The 19,827-nt window shown below is 69.7% G+C and carries 18 protein-coding genes; 8 read left to right on the forward strand and 10 right to left on the reverse strand.

Annotation, left to right across the window (positions count from 1 at the left end):
* Positions 1-4: 4 nt before the first annotated feature.
* On the forward strand, positions 5-886 hold the full coding sequence (locus DFJ64_RS11225) for an NUDIX hydrolase (RefSeq protein WP_245941074.1): 882 nt from the start codon (positions 5-7) through the stop codon (positions 884-886).
* On the forward strand, positions 883-2,061 hold the full coding sequence (locus tag DFJ64_RS11230) for a MarP family serine protease (RefSeq protein ID WP_115850402.1): 1,179 nt from the start codon (positions 883-885) through the stop codon (positions 2,059-2,061). Before DFJ64_RS11225 ends, DFJ64_RS11230 begins: the two co-directional genes overlap by 4 nt.
* 24 nt (positions 2,062-2,085) lie before the next feature.
* Here DFJ64_RS11230 and DFJ64_RS11235 read toward each other — a convergent pair whose 3' ends face one another.
* The 6 genes from DFJ64_RS11235 to DFJ64_RS11260 all read right to left on the reverse strand — a co-directional run bounded on the left by DFJ64_RS11235 (position 2,086) and on the right by DFJ64_RS11260 (position 8,628).
* The gene (locus tag DFJ64_RS11235; protein ID WP_115850403.1) at positions 2,086-3,003 is read right to left on the reverse strand and encodes an alpha/beta fold hydrolase; all 918 of its coding nucleotides are present in this window, start codon (positions 3,001-3,003) and stop codon (positions 2,086-2,088) included.
* 104 nt (positions 3,004-3,107) lie between these two features.
* Positions 3,108-4,121 carry a CapA family protein gene (locus tag DFJ64_RS11240; protein ID WP_115850404.1) on the reverse strand — a complete coding sequence of 338 codons (1,014 nt, stop codon included), beginning with the start codon at positions 4,119-4,121 and terminating at the stop codon, positions 3,108-3,110.
* A gap of 117 nt (positions 4,122-4,238) precedes the next feature.
* The gene (locus DFJ64_RS11245; protein WP_115850405.1) at positions 4,239-5,372 is read right to left on the reverse strand and encodes a glutathione-independent formaldehyde dehydrogenase; all 1,134 of its coding nucleotides are present in this window, start codon (positions 5,370-5,372) and stop codon (positions 4,239-4,241) included.
* A 319-nt stretch (positions 5,373-5,691) separates the two neighbouring features.
* Positions 5,692-6,291, reverse strand: a complete 600-nt coding sequence (locus DFJ64_RS11250; RefSeq protein WP_115850406.1) for a phage holin family protein — start codon at positions 6,289-6,291, stop codon at positions 5,692-5,694.
* A 78-nt stretch (positions 6,292-6,369) separates the two neighbouring features.
* Positions 6,370-7,611 (reverse strand): Na+/H+ antiporter NhaA, encoded by a 1,242-nt coding sequence (gene nhaA / locus DFJ64_RS11255; protein ID WP_115850407.1) that lies wholly within the window; start codon positions 7,609-7,611, stop codon positions 6,370-6,372.
* 180 nt (positions 7,612-7,791) lie between these two features.
* Positions 7,792-8,628 carry a TrmH family RNA methyltransferase gene (locus DFJ64_RS11260; RefSeq protein ID WP_115850408.1) on the reverse strand — a complete coding sequence of 279 codons (837 nt, stop codon included), beginning with the start codon at positions 8,626-8,628 and terminating at the stop codon, positions 7,792-7,794.
* Positions 8,629-9,015: 387 nt separating this feature from the next.
* On the opposite strand from DFJ64_RS11260, the gene DFJ64_RS11265 reads away from it, so the two are divergent.
* The 6 genes from DFJ64_RS11265 (at position 9,016) to DFJ64_RS11295 (ending at position 14,077) form a co-directional block, all read left to right on the forward strand.
* Positions 9,016-9,939, forward strand: coding sequence for a coiled-coil domain-containing protein (locus tag DFJ64_RS11265; protein WP_115850409.1), 924 nt, complete (start codon positions 9,016-9,018; stop codon positions 9,937-9,939).
* A gap of 267 nt (positions 9,940-10,206) precedes the next feature.
* Positions 10,207-10,866 (forward strand): MOSC domain-containing protein, encoded by a 660-nt coding sequence (locus DFJ64_RS11270; RefSeq protein WP_115850410.1) that lies wholly within the window; start codon positions 10,207-10,209, stop codon positions 10,864-10,866.
* A gap of 177 nt (positions 10,867-11,043) precedes the next feature.
* Complete coding sequence (locus DFJ64_RS11275; RefSeq protein ID WP_115850411.1) at positions 11,044-11,649, forward strand: DUF6318 family protein; 606 nt, start codon at positions 11,044-11,046, stop codon at positions 11,647-11,649.
* A gap of 389 nt (positions 11,650-12,038) precedes the next feature.
* Positions 12,039-12,488 (forward strand): hypothetical protein, encoded by a 450-nt coding sequence (locus DFJ64_RS11280; RefSeq protein WP_115850412.1) that lies wholly within the window; start codon positions 12,039-12,041, stop codon positions 12,486-12,488.
* 261 nt (positions 12,489-12,749) lie between these two features.
* Positions 12,750-13,097, forward strand: a complete 348-nt coding sequence (locus DFJ64_RS11290; RefSeq protein ID WP_211310574.1) for a GntR family transcriptional regulator — start codon at positions 12,750-12,752, stop codon at positions 13,095-13,097.
* A complete protein-coding gene (locus DFJ64_RS11295; RefSeq protein WP_115850414.1) occupies positions 13,094-14,077 on the forward strand; it encodes a DUF1648 domain-containing protein in 984 nt (327 codons plus the stop codon). The genes DFJ64_RS11290 and DFJ64_RS11295 overlap by 4 nt, the downstream gene beginning before the upstream one ends.
* Before the next feature lie 32 nt (positions 14,078-14,109).
* Here DFJ64_RS11295 and DFJ64_RS11300 read toward each other — a convergent pair whose 3' ends face one another.
* The 4 genes from DFJ64_RS11300 to DFJ64_RS11315 all read right to left on the reverse strand — a co-directional run bounded on the left by DFJ64_RS11300 (position 14,110) and on the right by DFJ64_RS11315 (position 19,727).
* Positions 14,110-15,015: a zinc-binding dehydrogenase gene (locus DFJ64_RS11300; protein WP_115850415.1), complete on the reverse strand. Its 906-nt coding sequence runs from the start codon at positions 15,013-15,015 to the stop codon at positions 14,110-14,112.
* A gap of 193 nt (positions 15,016-15,208) precedes the next feature.
* A complete protein-coding gene (gene acs / locus DFJ64_RS11305) occupies positions 15,209-17,173 on the reverse strand; it encodes an acetate--CoA ligase (protein ID WP_245941075.1) in 1,965 nt (654 codons plus the stop codon).
* A 395-nt stretch (positions 17,174-17,568) separates the two neighbouring features.
* Positions 17,569-19,296 (reverse strand): solute symporter family protein, encoded by a 1,728-nt coding sequence (locus DFJ64_RS11310; RefSeq protein WP_115850416.1) that lies wholly within the window; start codon positions 19,294-19,296, stop codon positions 17,569-17,571.
* Entirely contained in the window at positions 19,293-19,727 is a 435-nt protein-coding gene (locus tag DFJ64_RS11315) for a DUF485 domain-containing protein (RefSeq protein ID WP_115850417.1), read from the reverse strand. The genes DFJ64_RS11310 and DFJ64_RS11315 overlap by 4 nt, the downstream gene beginning before the upstream one ends.
* Between the last annotated feature and the right edge of the window lie 100 nt (positions 19,728-19,827).

A 19,827-nucleotide genomic window follows, 5' to 3' on the forward strand; every position in this document is an offset into this window, starting at 1 on the left:
ACCAGTGAGCGCACGACCCGGAGACGATGCTCGATTCCACCCCGAGGGGGAATCGAGCGTGGCGGGTGAGTTCGACCACCTCCCGGCGTGGCTGCGGCCGGTCGCCGAGCTGGGGCGTCGGGTCGGTCCCGCCGACTTCGCGACCGCGCTCCCACCAGACGGCGGCGGACGTCCGTCCGCGGTCCTCCTGCTGTTCGGGGAGGGACCCGAGGGACCCGACCTGTTGCTGATCGAGCGCGCGCACACCCTGCGCTCGCACGCCGGCCAGCCGGCGTTCCCAGGTGGGGCGATCGACGCTGACGACTCTGGTCCGGTGGCGGCGGCGCTTCGGGAGACGGTGGAGGAGACCGGGCTGGACCCCTCCGGCGTCGAGGTGTTCGGAACGTTGCCGGCGCTCTACCTGCCGCCGAGCGGGTACGTCGTGACGCCCGTGATGGCCTGGTGGCGCTCGCCCTCGCCGGTCCGGGTCGTCGATCCACGTGAGGTGGCGTCCGTTCACCGAGTGCCGCTGGCCGCGCTGCTCGACCCGAAGAACCGGTTCCGGGTTCGTCACCCGTCCGGCTTCGTGGGTCCGGCGTTCGGTGTCGCCGGGCTCATCGTGTGGGGTTTCACCGCCGGCGTGTTGGACCGGCTGTTCGCCCTCACCGGTTGGGAGCGCCCGTGGGACCGAACCCGGGTGGTGGACCTGCCGGCGCGGCTCGTGCATCTCGACCGACCCGTGAGCGATCCCGCCGGCCCTGCCGCGGATGCTGCGGAGAGGGTGCGGGGGGAGGCGACCTCCGAGGACACGAGAGGTCGGGACGAGAGGCGGCACGGCAGGATGGAGGGGGACGATGCCGCGAAGCCGGCGGACCAGGACCCACCGTGGCGAGGGGGGATGCCGTGAACCTGCTCGACCTCGTTCTCGTCCTCCTCGCCATCGCCTACGGCGTCTCCGGCTTCCGCCAGGGCTTCCTCGTCGGAGCACTCGGCATGGCCGGCCTCGTCGGTGGCGGTGTGGGCGGCGCCGCTCTCGCACCCATCCTGCTCAGCGGGTTCGAGCCGAGCTTCGGAGTGTCCCTCGGCGCGCTGGGCATCGTCTTGGCGGGCGCGCTGCTGGGTCAGACCGTCGGCGCGACGATCGGTGCCGCCATCCGCGACCGAATGAGCTGGCAGCCTGCGTACTTCCTCGACGCCAGCGCGGGCGCCGCCCTCAGCGTCGCCGCGATGCTCGTCGTGGCGTGGATCCTCGGCGCGGCCGTCGCGGGGACTCACCTCGGCGAGCTGTCTCGGACCGTCCGGGACTCCCAGGTGCTCGCGACCGTCAACCGGTTCATGCCACGCACCGCCGAGCAGACGCTCTTCGCGTTCAGCCGCGTGGTCGATCCTGGCCTGTTCCCGCGCTACCTCGAACCCTTCGCGCCCGAGCCGATCGTGCCAGCTCCACCACCGACCGCCGCGATCGCCTCTGACCCCGACGTCCTGCGCGCGGGCCGAAGCGTCGTGCGTGTCAACGGCGTCGCCGCGAGCTGCTCGCGGTCACTGGAAGGGACCGGTTTCGTCTACGCGCCGGGACGCGTCATGACCAACGCCCACGTCGTCGCCGGGGTCAGCAGGCCGCGCGTGCACACTCGCGACGGTGAGTCGTACGACGCCGAGGTGGTGGTCTACGACCCACGGCGTGACCTGGCCGTCCTGGCCGTCCCGGACCTCCCGCTTCCGGCGCTGGTGTTCGACGACGACACGGATCCCGGCGACGAGGGCGCGGTGCTGGGCTACCCGGGCAGCGGGCCGTTCGCGATCGCGCCTGCGCGGGTGCGCGCCGAGCAGCGGCTGCAAGGCCCGGACATCTACGGCGAGCGACAGGTCGTCCGTAACGTGCTTTCCCTCTACGCGCGGGTGCAGCCCGGAAACTCCGGAGGACCGCTCGTGTCTGATGAGGGCACGGTGTCGGGCGTCGTGTTCGCCGCCTCCGTGGAGGACCCGAGGACCGGGTACGCGCTCACGGTCGACGAGGTGCGGGAGGTTGCTCAGCGCGGGCTCGCCGCCTCGAGGCCGGTGCCGACCGGGGCGTGCGCCTGACGGCCCTCGGGGTGCGTGGGTGACCTAGGCGTCGGTGAGCCACGCGACAAGCACCTTGGTGAACTCGTCCGGCGCCTCCTCGTGCGGGAAGTGGCCGACGCCGTCGAGGAGCCGCCAACGGTACGGCCCCGCGACGTACTCGGCCGAGCCCTCGGCCGTGGCGGGGAGCACCGACGGGTCGAGGGCGCCGTGGACCTGTAGCACGCGCTGCCGCACCGGATGCTTCATGCGCGCCACGAACCGCCGTCCGTCGGCTCGGAAGAACGCCCGGACCAACCAGCGGTAGTACTCCAGCGCGCAGTGCGGCGCCGGCCACAGCTGCATCGCCCTCCGATAGCGAAGGGAGGCTTCCGGGTCGGGGAACGTCGAGCCGGGGGCCGCCCAGCGGCGGAGGAGACGCTCGACCAGCGCTCCGTCGTCCGCGACCAGCCGTCGCTCGGGAAGGATCGGCGCCTGGAACGACAGGATGTGGGTCGCCGATCGCAGCTGGCGAGCGCTCCGCAGCGCCGCGTCACGCAGCCGCAGCGGGTGCGGGGCGCCGACCACGGCGAGCTGGCTCACCTGGCGCGGGTGGAGCGTCGCCGTCGCCCAGGCGGCGTAGCCACCCCAGCCGTGGCCGACCAGGACGGCGTCGGAGTGCCCCAGGGAGCGGACCAGCCCGGCGATGTCCCGGGCCAGGGTGATCGGGTCGTAGCCGCGCGGGGTCTTGTCGCTGCCGCCGTACCCGCGCAGGTCCATCGCCGCGGCCCGGTAGCCGAGGTCGGCGAGCACGGGAAGCTGGTGCCGCCACGCCCACCAGAACTCGGGGAAGCCGTGCAGGAACAGCACGAGGGGACCGGTGCCGATCTCGGCGACGTGGAACCGGGCGCCGTTGGCGGAGACCCAGCGATGGGACCACGGCCCTTCGACGTCGATGAGTCCCCCGCTAACCGTCCCGGTCATGCCTCCACTGTGACATAACGGATGGCGAGACGCCGGCACGCGGGTGGTCCGGCGGTGTGTGGTGGGCTCGCGGCCGGCGGGGCCCGCGTCGCCGGCCGGGCGCCTCAACGCCGCTCCCCGGGAGCCTCCCGTGGGGTCGGCGGGTCCTCCGCGCCGAACGCCGCGACGACGAGCCGGCCGTCTCGTTCGGAGACCTCGGTGCCGAGGGCGGCGCAGGCGGCCTGGAAGCGGCGACGTATCCAGGCGGCCTCGTCGCCCCGGGCCAATCGGGTATGGCAGAAGTCCAGGACCAGGGGGACCGCCTCCAGCTGGCGTGGACCGTCGCGGTCGAGCAGAACGAAGAAGAGCAGTCCCAGGTCGTTGCGGAGCACGGGGTCGACGGCGTAGTCGTCGACGAAGTCGCCGAGGTCGTAGAGGATCCCGGGTCGGCGCACTCCGTGGAAGACGTGCGCCGAGTGTCCCGCGATCAGTGTCGCGCCGGCGTCCCGCAGGGCAGCCGCCGCGTCACGGACGTAGGGCAGCGGCGCCGGCACCATGTTCGGTCCCCAGTGGGGCGTGACGAGGACGGCGTCCACGTCGTGCCGCAGCCGCTGAACCGCGTCCGGCAGCCAGCCGGGTCCCCGCCGCAGGTCCGCGTAGGCGATCCCGGGGCGGGCAGGACCGGCCGCGAAGTCCGCGGGGTGGTCCGCGCAGCCCACCACCCCCAGCCGCAGGCCGGAGGCTTCCACCACCCGAGCCGCCCGCGCCTCGGACTGGTCGCGACCGGCGCCGACCCACGTGATGCCGGCATCCTCCAGGTGCCGGAAGGTGTCGAGCAACGCGGTGACGCCGAAGTCGAGGGCGTGGTTGTTCGCGAGCGTCACGCAGTCGACTCCGAGCCGGCGAAGCAGCTCGGTGGCGGCCGGCGGGGCGCGGAAGAAGAACGGCTTGTCAGGATCAGGCCACGGCTCCCCGTGCTCGGACACGCAGCACTCCAGGTTGAGCAGGAACAGATCCGCCTCGCGGGTCAGCTCCACGACCTCGTCGGCGACGATCCGCTCCGGACCGTCGGCGCGGATCGCGTCCGCGACCATCCGGCCGAGCATGGTGTCGCCGGCGAGAGCAAGCCGAACGGCCATGGCCCACCTCTCGCCGACCCGATCCTGCCGCTCGGGGACCGTCCGTGCGGACACGCCGGGCGGCGGCAGACAGGAGGCCCGGGGCGTGCGCATCACACACCCCGGGCCACCGAGCCGTTACGGATGGAGCAGGACCTTGGTGTAGCCCTCGACGCGCTTGTCGAACTTGTCGTACGCCTCGGGCGCCTGGTCCAGCGGCACCTCGTGGGACACGACGAAGCTCGGCCGGGCGCGGCCGGCGATGATGAGGTCGCGCAGGTGCCGGTTGTAGCGCTTGACGTTGCACTGACCGGTGCCGAGCCGCAGCCCTCGCTCGAACATCGAGCCGATCGCGACGAGGAGCATGCCGCTCTTCGCGGCCTCGTCGGGAGCACCGGGGTCGGCCGGCACGTACAGGCCCGGCACGCCCAGCATGCCGGTCGGTCGCACGGTCTGGATCAGCGAGTTGAGGACGACCGCTGGCTCCTCCCGTTCGCCGGTCTGGGACTGGGCTTGGTAGCCGACCGCGTCGATGCCCTTGTCGGTACCTTCACCGCCGGTCTGCTCCTTGATCTGCTCGACCGGGCTGGCCTCCTGGAAGTTGATCGGAATCGCGCCGATGCTCTCCGCCTTCTGCAGCCGCTCAGGGATCCGGTCGACGACGAAGACCTTCGACGCGCCGCGGAGCATCGCCGAATACGCGGCCATGAGGCCCACCGGCCCGCCTCCGTAGACCGCGACGGTGTCGCCAGGACGAACGTCCGCCAGCTCGCAGCCGTGGTAGCCGGTGGGGAAGATGTCGGCGAGCAGGATGAAGTCCTTCTCCAGCTCGTTCCCCTCCGGCAGCTTGAGGCAGTTGAAGTCGGCGTACGGGACCCGGAGGTACTCGGCCTGGCCGCCGCGGAACGGCCCCATGGCCACGTAGCCGTAGGCGCCGCCAGCGAAGTTGGGGTTCACCGTGAGGCAGAAGCCGGTGTAGCCGCTGACGCAGTTCTTACAGAATCCGCAGGCGACGTTGAAGGGCATGACCACCCGGTCGCCCACTTTGAGGGAGGTGACCGCGGACCCTACCTCCTCGATGATGCCCATGTTCTCGTGACCGAAGACCAAACCTGGCTCGGCTTTCGTTCGGCCCTCGTACATGTGCAGATCGGAGCCGCAGATTGCCGCGGTCGTGACGCGAACGATCACATCGTTCGGGTGCTCGATCCGGGGGTCTTCCACCTGCTCGACTGCGACCTCGAACGGTCCCTTGTAGACGACCGCCTTCACGGCTCCCACCTCCTCGCCGCGTCCCGGTGGGGACGCGTGTCGGATACGCCACGAATCGCCCGCGCCACGCGGGCGCTGGACACCGTCGGTTACCGGCTCGGAGGTTCAGCTACCCGTGGTGACACGTTGTAACCGTGGACCGCGATGTGGCCGTGAGGGGCCGAGAACCGGATCCCCGAGGAGGAGGGTGCATGTCACGCCTCGTCACGTGTCGACGGCTAGGTCGTCAGCGGGTCACAGGGGTCAGGTGTGACCTCGCCATCACCTGGCGTGGTCGGCTTGTGAGGAGTGCTCCGCCTGTCAGGATCGGTCAGGCCGGTCAGGAGCGGCTCGACCCGTCGGGCGTCGAGGGCTGCGAGGGCGTCACCGTGTTCCCGCGCGAGACGATCCCGCGCGCCTCCTCCAGCGAGTGGATCGTGCGCTCGGGCGGACGAGCCTTCCGAACGCTCCGTAGGCCGGCGTAGACGAGCAGTCCGGCCAGCAGGAGCCAGGCACCGCCGACGATGACAAATCCGACAGCCGGGTGGAGGCCGGCGGCGACAAAGCCGTACGCGGCGGCGGTGGAGAGCATGAGGACGGCGATGAAGGCGAGGATCGCGGCGGCGCCGAACATGCCCGCGCCCTTGCCCACGGCGGTCGCGCTCTGCTTGAGCTCGGCCTTGGCGAGCGCGATCTCGCCACGGATCAAGGCCGACAGGTCACGCGTGGCGCTGGCCACCAGCTGCCCGAGGCTCCTCCCGTCGGCACGCTCGTCGACCGCGGCCGGTGTGACGGTCGTTCGGTCGTCCCCCGGGCGTGGTGGGGAAGCCTGCGGGGGGCTGGGACGCGTCGCCGCCGCCTCACCAGGTTCGGTGGTCTCCCGTGGGGTCTGGTCCTTGTCCGTGGCGCTCCCCGGGGTCGCGTCGTCCCTGCCCGCCATGTCGCCACACTCCTCGGCTCGACGAAGCGCTCCTGCCACACCGTACCCACTGATGTGGGGCCCGCGCGGCGGTCGAGTTCACGAATCGCTCGTCTCGTCGTTTCCCGCCGCCTGGTGGCGCACACGTCGGAATCGCAGGAGCACCACAGCGAGGAGCGCAGCGGTCACCGAGCCGATCATGACCGCCGCCTTCACGCGGGCCATGCGGGCCGGATCGGCCTCGAACGCCAGCTCGGCGAAGAGCAGGCACATGGTGAAGCCGATGCCGGCGAGGAGGGCGATGGCGACGACGTCCGCCCACGACAGGTCGGGGTTGAGGCTGGCGTGGGTCAGCCGCGCGGTGAGCCAGGCGCCGCCGAAGACACCGATCGCCTTGCCCACGACCAGGCCGACGAAGCTAGCGACGGCCGCTGGGTCCGACACCATGGCCGCCAGCGCGTCCGGCGTGACCGGGACTCCGGCGGCCGCGAGCGCGAAGAGGGGGACGGCGACTCCCGCGGACCAAGGTCGGAGGCGGTGCTCGAGCCGTTCGGCCGGAGAGTGCTCCTCGCCTGGGTCCGGTCGGACCCGGGTCAGCAACCCGAGGGCGACGCCGGCGATGGTGGCGTGCACGCCGCTCTCGTGCGTGAACCACCAGATGGCGATCGCGAGGGGAACGTAGACGAGGGGCGTCCGGATCCGGCGATGCTGCAGGACTGCGTACCCAGCCAGAAGCGCGAGCGCGAGGCCCAGCGGGACGAGGTGCAGGGACTCGGTGAAGAAGAGGGCGATGACGATGATCGCCCCGAGGTCGTCGACGATCGCCAGGGTGAGCAGGAGCGCCCGCAACGCCCCCGGCAGCCCGGAGCCCGCGACCGCCAACACCCCCAACGCGAACGCGATGTCGGTCGCCATCGGGACGGCCCAGCCGCGCAGGCCGTCGCGGTCGCCCGAGGCGAGGACCACCGCGGTGAAGACCAGCGCGGGAACGGCCATGCCGCCCACCGCCGCCACGACCGGCACCAGCGCGCGGGAGAGTTGGCGGAGGGAGCCGGTGACGAGCTCTCGCTTGAGTTCCAGCCCAGCGACGTAAAAGAAGATGGCGAGCAGCCCGTCCGTCGCCCACGCCTCCGCCGACAGCGGGCCGATGGTGAACTCCCGGGCGTGGGTGTAGCTCTCGTGCCACGGGGAGTTGGCCCACACGAGCGCGGCCACGGTCGCGACCAGCAGGAGCGCGCCGCCGACCGACTCCTGCCGGAGCACCGTCGCCAAGACGGCCAGCTCGTGACGGGAGGGGACGGGAAAGCTCAGGCGACGGGGCGCTTCGCGCTCGGTGCCCATGGAAGTCCTCTCGCGGGTCGGCTGGGTTGTGCGGATACCTGTGACTCACCGCCGACCAGACTTCCCGGCACACCGTCTGCGATCCTAGCGAGCGGCACGAGGCCAGCCGTCGGGCACTCAGGGGCGCTCGCCGCCGCTACGCCGGGGACGCGGTGCCGGCGACGCGGAGAATGCCGTCGATCACGTCGGGGGAGCGGACCGGGCGAGACTCGCGCGCCGCTGCCGGTCCGCCTCGTAGCAGACCAGGGAAGCGGCCACCGACGCGTTGAGCGAGCTCGCCGTCCCGCGCATCGGGATACGCACGATCACGTCGCAGGCGTCTCGCCAAGCCGCGCTCATGCCGCGAAGCTCGTTCCCGACGACGACCACGATGGGGCCGACGAGGTCCGCGGCGTCCACGTCGACGTCGCCGTCCTCATCCGTGCCGACGACCTGGACGGGAATCCCGTCCGTGCGCAACGTGCTCACCCAGGCGAGCACCTCGTGGTGGGAGGGGAGGCGAATCGTGGGGACGGCGAAGAGTGAGCCCGTGCTCGCCCGGACCGTCTTGGGGTCGTAGACGTCCGCGGCGTGGCCGGTGACGACCACCCCGCCGGCGCCGAACGCGTCGGCTGAGCGCACGAGCGTGCCGATGTTGCCCGGATACGCCGGTCGGTCGAAGACCACCACCAGCCCGTCGGGCGGGAAGTGGATGCGCTCGAGCCGGTCAGGCTGGATCTCGCCGACCCCGATCAACTCGGGCGGTTCCTCTGACTTCTCGCCCAGCTCCAAGAGCAGGTCGGGCGCCACCTCGACAACCTCGGTGCCGGAGCGTCGCACCGTCGCGAGCATGTCGGTGGCCCACGTCGACAGCGAGCTACCGTGAGGCCGCAGCACGGCACGGAGGGGCCACCCGTGTCTCACCGCGAGGGTCAGTGGTCGGACGCCATGGATGAGGAACTCACCCGTACGGTTGCGCTTCGTTCGGTTCCAGAGAAGTGCCTGCCACTGCTGGAACCGCGCGTCACGGGTGAGCACCGGACGTGTCGTCGGTGGCCGACGCCGAGAACCACGGGGATGCGTCTTGCTCGACACAACCGTCGATGCTGGCACATCCAGGGGGTTCGGGTCCTCTCCGGATTGCCGCGACCCTCTGGTGGCGTGAGGTCACCGGTGGCTAAGATCGCACCCACGCCGTCGCGATCTGTACCATCGCGGACTCGGCGTGTCAGAAGCCCGCGGACAGCCGGGGTCAGGTGGCATGGCGCTCGCGTGACGTGGACAGAGTGCTAGTGAGACCAGCTGGCCCCGAGAGAGCGACGTTGATACCGGAGCTCGAATCGTGGCTGGGGGTCAACGTCGCCCGGCCTGTCCACGAGCCTCTGTATCCCGTTGTCGCCGCCGCACCGCAGAGGACGAGAGCACATGAGTGAGACGACCACCGGCGCCTTCCGTTTGGTGCGTCGGGGCTACGAGCCTGCTCAGGTCGACCACCGTATCCGACACCTCAACGAAGCTGTCGACGCCGCGCGGCGTCAGTCGGTCGAGCTCGCCCGGCGCGTCGAGGAGTTGGAAGCGAAGCTGTCCAAGCAGAAGGAGGCCGCCAAGTCCTCGGAGCCGACGTTCGCCGAGTTCGGTGAGCGGATCGGACGGATCCTCGCACTCGCCGAGGAGGAGGCAGCCGACCTTCGTTCGGTCGCGGCTGCTCAGGCCGACGAGATGCGGCAGGAGGCGCAGCAGGCGGCCGCGGAGATTCGGAAGGAAGCCGAGCGGTACGCCGAGGAGAAGCGCAAGGAAGCCGACACGCGGGCTGAGGAGATCATCCGGCGTGCGGAGGAGCGCGCGGCTGAGCTGATCGACGCCGCCGAGCACGACGCCGCCGCCCGTCGCGAGGAGGCCGAGGCTCTCTTCGAGCAGCAGCGTGCGAAGGCCGCTCAGGCCGCGGCTGACCTGGAGAAGACGCTCGCGCAGCGCCGCGAGCGCGCCGAGCGCGACCTCATCGAGCGCACCGCCGCCGCCGAGCAGCACCTCGCCGCCGTCCTGGAGCGGTCGGAGCAGACCCAAGCGGAGGCGGAGCGGATCCACGCCGAGGCGCAGGCCAAGGCGGAGCGCATGATCGAGGAGGCGCAGCGTAAGGCGCACGAGATCGTCTCCGAGGCGAAGACCCGCGCCGACCGGATCCGGAGCGAGTCTGATCGAGAGCTCAAGGCGTTGGTGCAGCGGCGCGACAGCATCAACGCGCAGTTGTCCAACGTTCGGCAGATGCTCGCCACGCTCTCCGGGACGGACCCGTCGGCTCTCCTCGGAGCCTCCACCACGTCCGACGACTCGGAGAAGTCCGACTCCTAGCCGACGCGGTGGGAGTCGTGGCCGGGTGCGACAGCGTCGTCGCCCCGGCCTTCGTACGGGCACCGTGGTCAGTTGCCACTGACTGCTCGGTCCACCTCCTGGGTGAAGGTGCGCCCCCGGGTTTCGCCGGGCGGCGCATCTTCTTTTGTGGTCTCGTGTGGCATGTGCTCTGACGTCCGGGGCGGTGCGCTGAGCGGCTGTGGGAGCACATGGGGCTGTCGTGCCGCCGTCCGGTGGCGACGGGGCGGGTGAGAGGGGACGCTGACGATGGCGGTTGTCGCGTCGGTCAACCTGGGCAAGGCCCGACACCTCGAGGGTGCGGGCGTCACCGGTATCGACAAGCGGCCGGTCGCCGTGCCGGTGTTCGTGCGGGCGCCAGGACAGCGTCCTGACGGTGCGGGGAGTGGCCTCGTCGGCGACGTGGTGTGCGATCGACGCGAGCACGGCGGGGACGACCAGGCTGTCTACGCCTACGCTCGCGAGGACCTGGACTGGTGGGCGGCCGAGCTGGGGCGGGAGCTCGCCAACGGCTCGTTCGGTGAGAACCTCACGACGAGCGGCCTCGACGTGACCGGCGCACTCATCGGCGAGCGCTGGCGGGTCGGCGCCGAGGTCGTCCTCGAGGTCACGAAGCCCCGCATCCCGTGCTCGACCTTCGCCGCGTGGCTTGGCGAGCGTGGCTGGGTGAAGACGTTCACCCAGCGTGCTGTTCCGGGTGCCTACCTTCGGGTGGTGCGACCAGGCTGGATTCGGGCTGGGGACGAGGTCGAGGTCGTCGAACGCCCGGACCACGACGTCACGATCGGGCTGGTGTTCCGCGCTTTGACGCTGGAGCCGGAGCTTCTCCAGCACCTGGTGCGCGTGGACTCGCTGCCGGACGAGATACGAGACCGCGCGCGCCGGCGTCTATCGGGGGCATCGACGTAAGACGTCGTTATCGCTCTTCGGCACCACTTCGGATTCCACATCGACCGCTGTGCCGTCGAGCATCGTGGCGCCGGTTAGCTCTCGATCCGTTGGGTACTGAGCGTGATTGTCCACAGGCGGCTTCGTTGTGGATAGTCTCGATCGGCTCAGTGGACGATCGGTTACCATCCCGGCACGATGAAGCACACGACGAAACCTCAGCCCCAACGGATCGCCCTCGCTGCCATATCGGCGGCATTGCTTGTCACGGCGGCGTGCTCGAGTAATCCGGAGCCACGCGCTATCGAGTCGTCGGAGGCCAGTCCAAGCGCGACTCGTGTCGCCACCAGCACTCCTACCCCTACGCCCACACCAACACCGACGCCGACTCCCACTCCAACACCCACGCAGGATTTGAAGGCGGAGCTCTACGCCGCTACCGTCAAGTTCTACGAGACGCTCAACGAGTCCTATAAGACTCTCGATACCAGTCCGGTTCGAGAGTTGGTAACGGAGGACTGTGGCGCATGTAAAGCTTACATCGACTCGGTCGATTCCACTAGAGAAGCTGGCCAGCGTCACGCCGACGTCGGAGAGTACATCATAGAAGACTTCGCGGTTGCGAAACATCCTATAGGTGGTGACTACCAGACAGTAACTTTTGAGCTCTCTCACACGGGGCTTCGCGTTCTCGATGCCGATGGAAATGAAATACGCAAAGCTGAGAGGAAAACATTTGAGGCGATGATTGATTTTGTTAGAAGGGATGGGAGATGGCTGGTGGCGGAGCAGTATCTAGAGTAGTCGCAGCTGCGATCATTGCGGTTTCATCCTTTCTCGCTAGCTCCGGCACGGCTAGCGCGGACGAGCTGACTGAGAATTCTTGTCAACCATACTGTGTTCCGCCCCAGCAGCCTAAGCCGGAGGGTAAGAGAGGGCGCTTTGTGGGCGCTGCTCTCTTCACAAAGGATGGCGAGGTGGTGTCTGGGTCAACGGGGAGATGTGACGGATGTGAGTGGCTAGTCATGCCGACCTGTACGTATGACCCAGAGGATGATCGGGGTAGGTGTCGGCATCGACCTGATTTTTGCCTGCTGCGAGGTGATACGGGCCTTCCCCACTCGGTCCAGTTTCGTCGACGAGGTGGCGAGTGGAGGATTCTTGCGTATATCTGTATCGGTAGCCCGGATGACGTGCTGACCGTCGAGGACGTGGGTGAGGAGATCAAGCGTCAGTGGGTTGCCTACGTCCCGAAGCAGCAGCCGCGGACGCAGCCGCCGGACGGGCGTGCGCTGGTGAACCTGCCGGTCATCGTCCACTCCGGGCAGCCGGAGACCATGGGGCCGGTGGACGTCAACGTCTTCAACTTCACCGTCACGGTCACGGCTCGCGGTGAGTGGACCTGGAGCTTCGCGCCCGGGGTTCGGCGGACCTTCGACATCCCCGGTAGCACCTATCCCGACACCCGCGTCTCGCACACCTACAGCACCACGGGGGAGCGGACGATCACGCTGACCACAGCGTGGTGGGGTCGCTTCAGTGTCGGCGACGAAGGACCGTGGGACATCACCACTCCGGCCACCCAGGGGCCGACCGCCATCCCCATCGAGGTCGTCGAAGCCTCGCCTGTCATCGCCAAGTGACCTGAGCGTACGGGCATGGCACGTCTCGTGAGGTGCCATGCCTTCGCATGCCTGAGGTCAGCGTGAAGTGATCGCTACGAGGGTTCGGTCCTCCCAGCCGAGTCGGCCACGACCCGACCCTCCGTTGGTGGCGGGCGGACAGCCACGCCCTGGGCAGCGCCGACGTGCGCGTAACCAGGTAGCAGTGCCCGGGCACGCCTCGCACGCTGAAGATCACGAGCGCCCACATGATTGCAGAATGGTGCTAGTATCAGTAGCACCATGTTGCTGACGCTGGATCTCTCCGACCCGCGCCCGCTGCACGAGCAGGTGGCGACGGCGGTCCGGCGTGCCATCGTGGAGTCGGAGATTCGACCAGGCGACCGCCTCCCACCCGCGCGTGACATCGCCGCCGCGTTGGGCGTCAACGTCAACACCGTGCTCCGCGCTCTCCGGGAGCTGCGCGACGAAGGGTTGGTGGAGTTCCGTCGCGGTCGCGGGATCTCCGTCGTCGGTGCTCCAGACCCGCGGGGCGTTCTCCTGCCGCAGGTACGGGAGCTACTCGACAACGCACGACGCTACGGCCTTCAGCCGAAGGATGTCATCGCACTGATCGAGGAGGCGTCATGAGCTTCCGTGCCCGCTTCATCCTGGCCGCATCCGCATGGACGGCTCTCACCGGAGCTGCGGCGGTCGGACTCCTTCTTTTCTTCGCTCACCGCCTCCCCGACCCCCTGGCCAGCCACTGGGGTCCCTCTGGGCGCCCCGACGACTCGATGTCGCTCACCACCCTGGTGACCGTCACCGTCCTCCTCATGCTCGGTCTGGCCGTGCCATGCCTCATCGCGGCCATCCACGGCAAGGCGCTGCGCCGCCGGCAGTCGCGAGGCTTCCTCGCCGCGGCATTCGTGTGGGCTGGCACCTTCGTCGTCGGCATGACGGCCATCACCGTCTGGGCCAACCTGGACGCCACCACCTGGCGGGCCGCCCGACCGATCCACTGGCAGGCGTTCGCCCTCATCGCGGTCACCTTCGCCCTCGGCGCGCTGGGCTACCTGCTCGGACGCTTCGGGCCGGACGAGCCACCGCCCACCGCCGCCCAACGCCCCGTCTACACCCCGAAGCCAGGGCAGCGCGCCACCTGGGTCTCCACCGCCAGCAACCGATGGCTCGTCGGCTCCGCCTACGTCTTCCTCGCGGCGGCGATCGTCCTCGTCGCGGCCAAGGTCGCTCTGGGGTTCTCCTCCGGGCTGTGGGCCCTGGCCATCCCCTTCACACTCGTGGGGATTCTCGGCCTCGCGCTGTCCACGATCCGAGTCCAGGTCACCGAAGGAGCGCTGGCCATCGCGTTCGGCCCGCTGCGCTGGCCCGTCTACACGGTGCCACTCGCCCAGCTCGACGCGGCCTGGTCGGAGGAGCGGTGGCCCACCGAGGTCGGTGGGTGGGGCTACCGCGGCCTGCCCGGCGGCGCCACGATCATGCTCCGCGGAGGCGAGTGCCTCGTCGTCCGCTACCGCGACGGAGGCACGCTCGCCATCAGCGTCGACGACGCCGAGCGAGGCGCCGCCTTGGTCAACGGCCTCCTCGGGTCACGGACGCCAACGCCCTGAGCGTGCCTCCGCTCGACCAGACGAGAAGCCGCTCAGGTCACCTCGAGGACGGCTTTCCCTGGGATCCGACGCCCGAGCAGAGCCTGGATCGCCTCCTCGAACCGCTCCCAGCTTCCGCGCCACCCGATCTGCGGGTCCAAGCGGCCCGAAGCGACCAGCTCGGCCAGGTAGGCGAGGTCGCCGGCCAGGTGGTCGCCCATCGTGAACGCCTCGATGCTCCGGCGCACGCCGACTGTCGAGTACGGAGGGAAGACCGCGGGCTCACCCGACGTGCCGCCGATCGACTGAACCGAGCCACCCTCCTGGAGCAGCTCGAACGCCCGGACCAACGTCGGTCCACCGACGTTCTCGACGACACCGCGCACGGGCTCGCGGACGTCGTCCAGACCCACGACGACCTCAGCGGCCCCCAGCTCGGCCAGCCCCGCCCCGCGTTCGGGACGCCCCACGCTGGCGATGACGTGCGCGCCCGCGAGCGCGGCGAGCTGGACAGCGAACCGTCCCACCCCTCCGGACGCCCCGGTGACGAGGATCCGCTCGCCGGCGATGAAGCCGAACCGCCGGAGGGCCCGGAGGGCGGTCACGCCCGCGACTGGTAGAGCGGCAGCCTCGGCGAACTCGACCTTCTCCGGCAGGACCGCCACCTCGGTCGTGTCGACCGCGCGGAGCTCCGCCCACGCGCCCCGACCGCCGAAAGCGACGACTCGGCTGCCCACCTTGGGGCCGGAGCCGTCCGCGGCGGCCTCGACCACGGTGCCGGCGGCGTCCCAGCCCAGTGGCGTGCCCGGCTCCGCGTGGCGCGCACTGGCGACCTCGCCGTAGTTCAGGGACGTGGCCGCCACCCGGATGAGGACCTGGTTCGGCGCCGGCGTCGGGTCGGGTGCCTCACCGAGGCGGATACCGGTCGGTGCCGACGGGTCGGCGACAAGTGCTCGCATGACACCTTCCGTTCGTGCCGGGGGACTCAGCTGTGCTCCCCGTGCAACCTCATCCAGCGCCGCGCTATTTCCCACGCCCTCCACGTAGGGGCTCGTGCCTCCTGGTGTGCCGAGCGGAGGCCCGGTCGCCCGACGAAAAAGGTCCCGTGCCACGAGCGTGGCACGGGACCCACGGGAGACGAGCGTGGACGTGTCAGTCCTCGGACGACGGTGGCTGCTTGGCGAGGTTCTCGCGGATGAGGTCCATCACCGACGAGTCGGTGAGGGTGGTGACGTCACCCAGCTCGCGGTTCTCCGCCACGTCACGCAGCAGCCGCCGCATGATCTTGCCCGACCGTGTCTTCGGCAACTCCTCGACGACGAGAATCTGCCGCGGCTTGGCGATCGGCCCGATCTCCTTCGCCACGTGGTTACGCAGCTCCTGAGCGATGTCGACGCCCTCGGTGTCGACGTCGCCGCGCAGGATGACGAACGCCACCACGGCCTGGCCTGTGGTCGGGTCTGTGGCGCCGACGACAGCGGCCTCGGCCACCATCGGGTGCGAGACGAGCGCCGACTCGATCTCGGTCGTCGACAGGCGGTGACCCGAGACGTTCATGACGTCGTCGACCCGGCCCAGGAGCCAGATGTCGCCGTCCTCGTCCCTCTTCGCGCCGTCGCCGGCGAAGTACTTGCCCGGGAACCGCGACCAGTACGTGTCGATGTAGCGCTGGTCGTCACCCCACAGCGTGCGCAGCATGGAGGGCCAGGGCTCGGTGAGCACCAGGTAGCCGCCCGAGCCGTTCGGCACCGAGTTGCCGGAGTCGTCGACGACGTCGGCGCTGATGCCCGGCAGCGGAGCCATCGCCGCGCCCGGCTTGCCGCTCGTCACACCCGGCAGTGGCGAGACGAGGATCGCTCCCGTCTCCGTCTGCCACCACGTGTCGACGACAGGCGTGCGGCCACCACCGATGTGGGTGCGGTACCAGACGTAGGCCTCGGGGTTGATCGGCTCGCCGACGCTGCCGAGCACGCGGAGGCTGGACAGGTCGAACTTGGCGGGGATGTCCTCGCCCCACTTCATGAAGGTGCGGATCGCCGTCGGCGCGCAGTACAGGATCGTCACCTTGTACTTGTCGACGATCTCCCACCAGCGACCCCGGTGCGGGGTGTCGGGCGTGCCCTCGTACATGACGCTGGTGGTGCAGTTGGCGAGCGGACCGTAGACGATGTACGAGTGCCCGGTGACCCAGCCGATGTCGGCCGCGGTCCAGAAGATGTCGGTGTCGGGCTTGAGGTCGAACACCGCCCAGTGGGTCCACGCCACCTGGGTGAGGTAGCCGCCGGTGGTGTGCAGGATGCCCTTCGGCTTGCCGGTCGTCCCGCTCGTGTACATGACGTAGAGCGGGTGCTCGGAGTCGAAGAACTCCGGCGTGTGCTGGTCGCTCTGCCGCTCGACGACGTCGTGCCACCACAGGTCGCGGCCGTCGGTCCAGTCGATGTCCTGGCCGGTACGCCGGACCACGATCACGTTGCGGACGTTGGGGCACTCGGTCAGCGCCTGGTCCACCTGCGGCTTCAGCGGGCTCGGCGCACCACGTCGGTAGCCACCGTCGGCGGCGATGACGATCCGGGCGTCGCAGTCTTGGATCCGGTCGCGCAAGGCGCTCGCCGAGAAGCCACCGAACACCACGGTGTGCGGGGCGCCGATGCGGGCGCACGCCAGCATCGCCACCACGGTCTCGGGGATCATCGGCATGTAGATGGCCACCCGGTCGCCGGTCTTGACGCCCAGCTCGGTCAGCGCGTTGGCCGCCTTGCAGACGTCGCGCAGCAGGTCGGCGTAGGTGATCGTCCGGGTGTCGCCCGGCTCGCCCTCCCAGTAGAAGGCGACCTTGTCACCCTTGCCGGCCAGCACGTGCCGGTCGACGCAGTTGTACGCCGCGTTGATCCGCCCACCGACGAACCACTTGGCGAACGGGGCGTTGCTCCAGTCGAGAGCGGTGTCCCACTCGCGGTCCCAGTGCAGGCGACGGGCCTGCTCCTCCCAGAAGGCGATGCGGTCGGCACTGGCCTGCTCGTACGCGGCAGCGGTCACGTTGGCCTTCTCGGCCAGCTCGGGCGGCGGCGGGAACCGGCGGTCTTCCCGCAGCAGGTTCGACAGTGCTTCGCTGCTCACAGCTCGTGCCCCTCTCTTCGACATCAACCGAGTCCGCAGCCGGACCAGCACCCACGGCGATCGGTTCGTCCACGTTGCTCCCCGCCGACCCTAGTCGCCGGGAGTTCGCCGAGGCAGCGCGGCTGTCCCGGATAGTTCTCAGCCTCCACCCGAGACCGGGTGAAGGCCAAGGCCTACCGGGTGACGACCGCGGGTGTTCCGCCCGGTGTGGCCCGTCTCGGACGAGTGCGGGCCGCTTGGCGCCATATTCGAGCATGTGACGCGGTTGTAACACCAGTTTTCGGCTCAGTCCTCGGCCACCCCCGGTCGCTGGCGTCGAGGAGGGCGCTGGGAGGAGGACGCTGGGAGGAGCCGGCTGGCGCGGGCGGTGGTTGGTCGCCGCCGGCGTGTCGGGGTCACCTCCGCACCGCGGTCTCCGCACCGGCGCCGGTGAGCGCCCGCACCTCCAGCTCCTCGTAGCGCTCCTCCGACTCCTCGTCCTTCGACAGCACCGTGCCGAGCCAGCCGAGGAAGAAGCCCATCGGGATCGAGACGATGCCGGGGTTGTCCAGCGGGAACCACGAGAAGTCGACACCGACCGGGAAGAGCGACCCGCTCGAGCCGTCCGGCAGCACCCTCCCGGACACCACGGGGGAGAAGAACACGAGGACGACGGCGGTGATGAGGCCGCCGTAGACGCTCCACACCGCGCCCCGGGTGGTGAAGCGAGGCCAGAACAGGTTGTAGATGATGGCCGGCAGGTTCGCCGAGGCCGCCACCGCGAACGCCAACGCCACCAGGAACGCGACGTTGAGCCGCTGCGCCGGGATCGCCAGGAGGATCGCCACCGAGCCGATCACGATCGCCGCGATGCGGGCGGTGCGGACCTCCTCTCGTTCGGTGGCCTTCCCCTTCCGGATGACGTGGGCGTAGATGTCGTGCGCGAAGGACGACGCCGAGGTCAGCGTGAGCCCGGCGACCACCGCGAGGATGGTGGCGAAGGCCACCGCCGCGATGAGCGCGAGGAGGACGGCGCCGCCGGTCGAACCCTCCCCGCCACCAGCGGCCTGAGCTAGCAGCGGAGCCGCGACGTTACCTCCCGTCGCGGCGATCTGCGAGTCCGGACCGGTGTCGAGGAGCGCCGCGGCACCGAAGCCGAGGACGAGCGTCATCAGGTAGAACGACCCGATGATGCCGATCGCCCACTGCACCGACGTGCGAGCCGCCCGCGACGTCGGCACGGTGTAGAAGCGGATGAGAATGTGCGGCAGACCGGCGGTGCCGAGCACCAACGCCAACGCCAGGGAGATGAAGTCGATCTTCGTCGTCAGGCTGACGCCGTACTTCAGACCAGGTTCGAGGAAGGCTTGACCCTTCCCGCTGTTGGTAGCCGCCGTGCCCAGCATCTCGGAGATGTTGAAGCGGAACTTCCACAGCACGATGAGCGTGATGAGGATGGTTCCGCCCATGAGCAAGACGGCCTTGACGATCTGGACCCAGGTCGTCCCTTTCATGCCGCCGACGGCGACGTAGAAGATCATGAGCGCACCGACGACGACGATCGTGAGGTTGCGCGCGGCGTCGCTCGTCACTCCGAGGAGAAGGGCGACGAGGGCACCGGCGCCTACCATCTGGGCCAGCAGGTAGAAGATCGACACGCCCAGCGTCGAGACCGCGGCCGCGGTGCGAACCGGGCGTTGCCGCATGCGGTAGGCGAGCTGGTCGGCGAGCGTGAACCGCCCGGAGTTGCGGAGCAGCTCGGCGACGAGCAGGAGCGCGACCAGCCAGGCGACGAGAAAGCCGATGGAGTAGAGGAACCCGTCGTATCCGGACAGCGCGATCGCGCCGCAGATACCGAGGAACGACGCGGCCGACATGTAGTCACCGGAGATGGCCAGGCCGTTCTGGAAGCCGGAGAACGACCGTCCGGCCGCGTAATAGTCGGCGGCCGTCTTGGTCTGCCTACTGGCCCAGAGCGTCACGTACAGCGTGACGGCCACGACCGCCAAGAACAGCACGATCGTGAGCGTCCGGTGGTTGGAGGAGGTCGCCGCCGCGGCTACGACAGACCCAGCGCCGGTGAGGGGTCCGGTGTCGGCGAGGAGCCCAGTGCTGGCGAGAGACGTGGACAGGGCGACGCTCATCGTTCCACCGCCTTCGCGTACCTGGTGAGGATCTGGTCGGCCTTCGGGTCGAGCCGGCGGCGGGCGTGCCGGCTGTAGAGGTAGGCGATGAGGAACGTCGAGACGAACTGCAGCAGACCGAAGACGAGGGCGACATTCACGTTGCCGATGACCGACGTGCGCATCAGCCCGGGTGCCCACATGGCGCAGAAGACGTAGAGCACGTACCACGCCAGGAAGGCGATGGTCCACGGGAACACGAAGCCGCGGTATCGCCGCCGAAGCTCGCGGAAGTCGTCGCTGCGCGCGAGCTCAGCGTAGGCCCGGCGCTGCGCGGCGGCCGTCGTCGCGTGAGTTTCGTCGGTGACCGACGCGTCCGTGGTCGCCGACTGGTCGATCGGGTCGTTCGCAGCTGACTCGTTGGCAGCTGGTCCGGCCGGTGGTTCGGTCATGATGCCTACCTCCGGAACGCCGATGCCATGCTTGAGAGTGTCGCCGACGTTACGGACTGCTACGGCGCTGACGCAAGCATGATGACCTGATGTCGCTGCG

This window comes from Thermasporomyces composti, from assembly GCF_003386795.1.
Taxonomy (GTDB): domain Bacteria; phylum Actinomycetota; class Actinomycetes; order Propionibacteriales; family Actinopolymorphaceae; genus Thermasporomyces; species Thermasporomyces composti.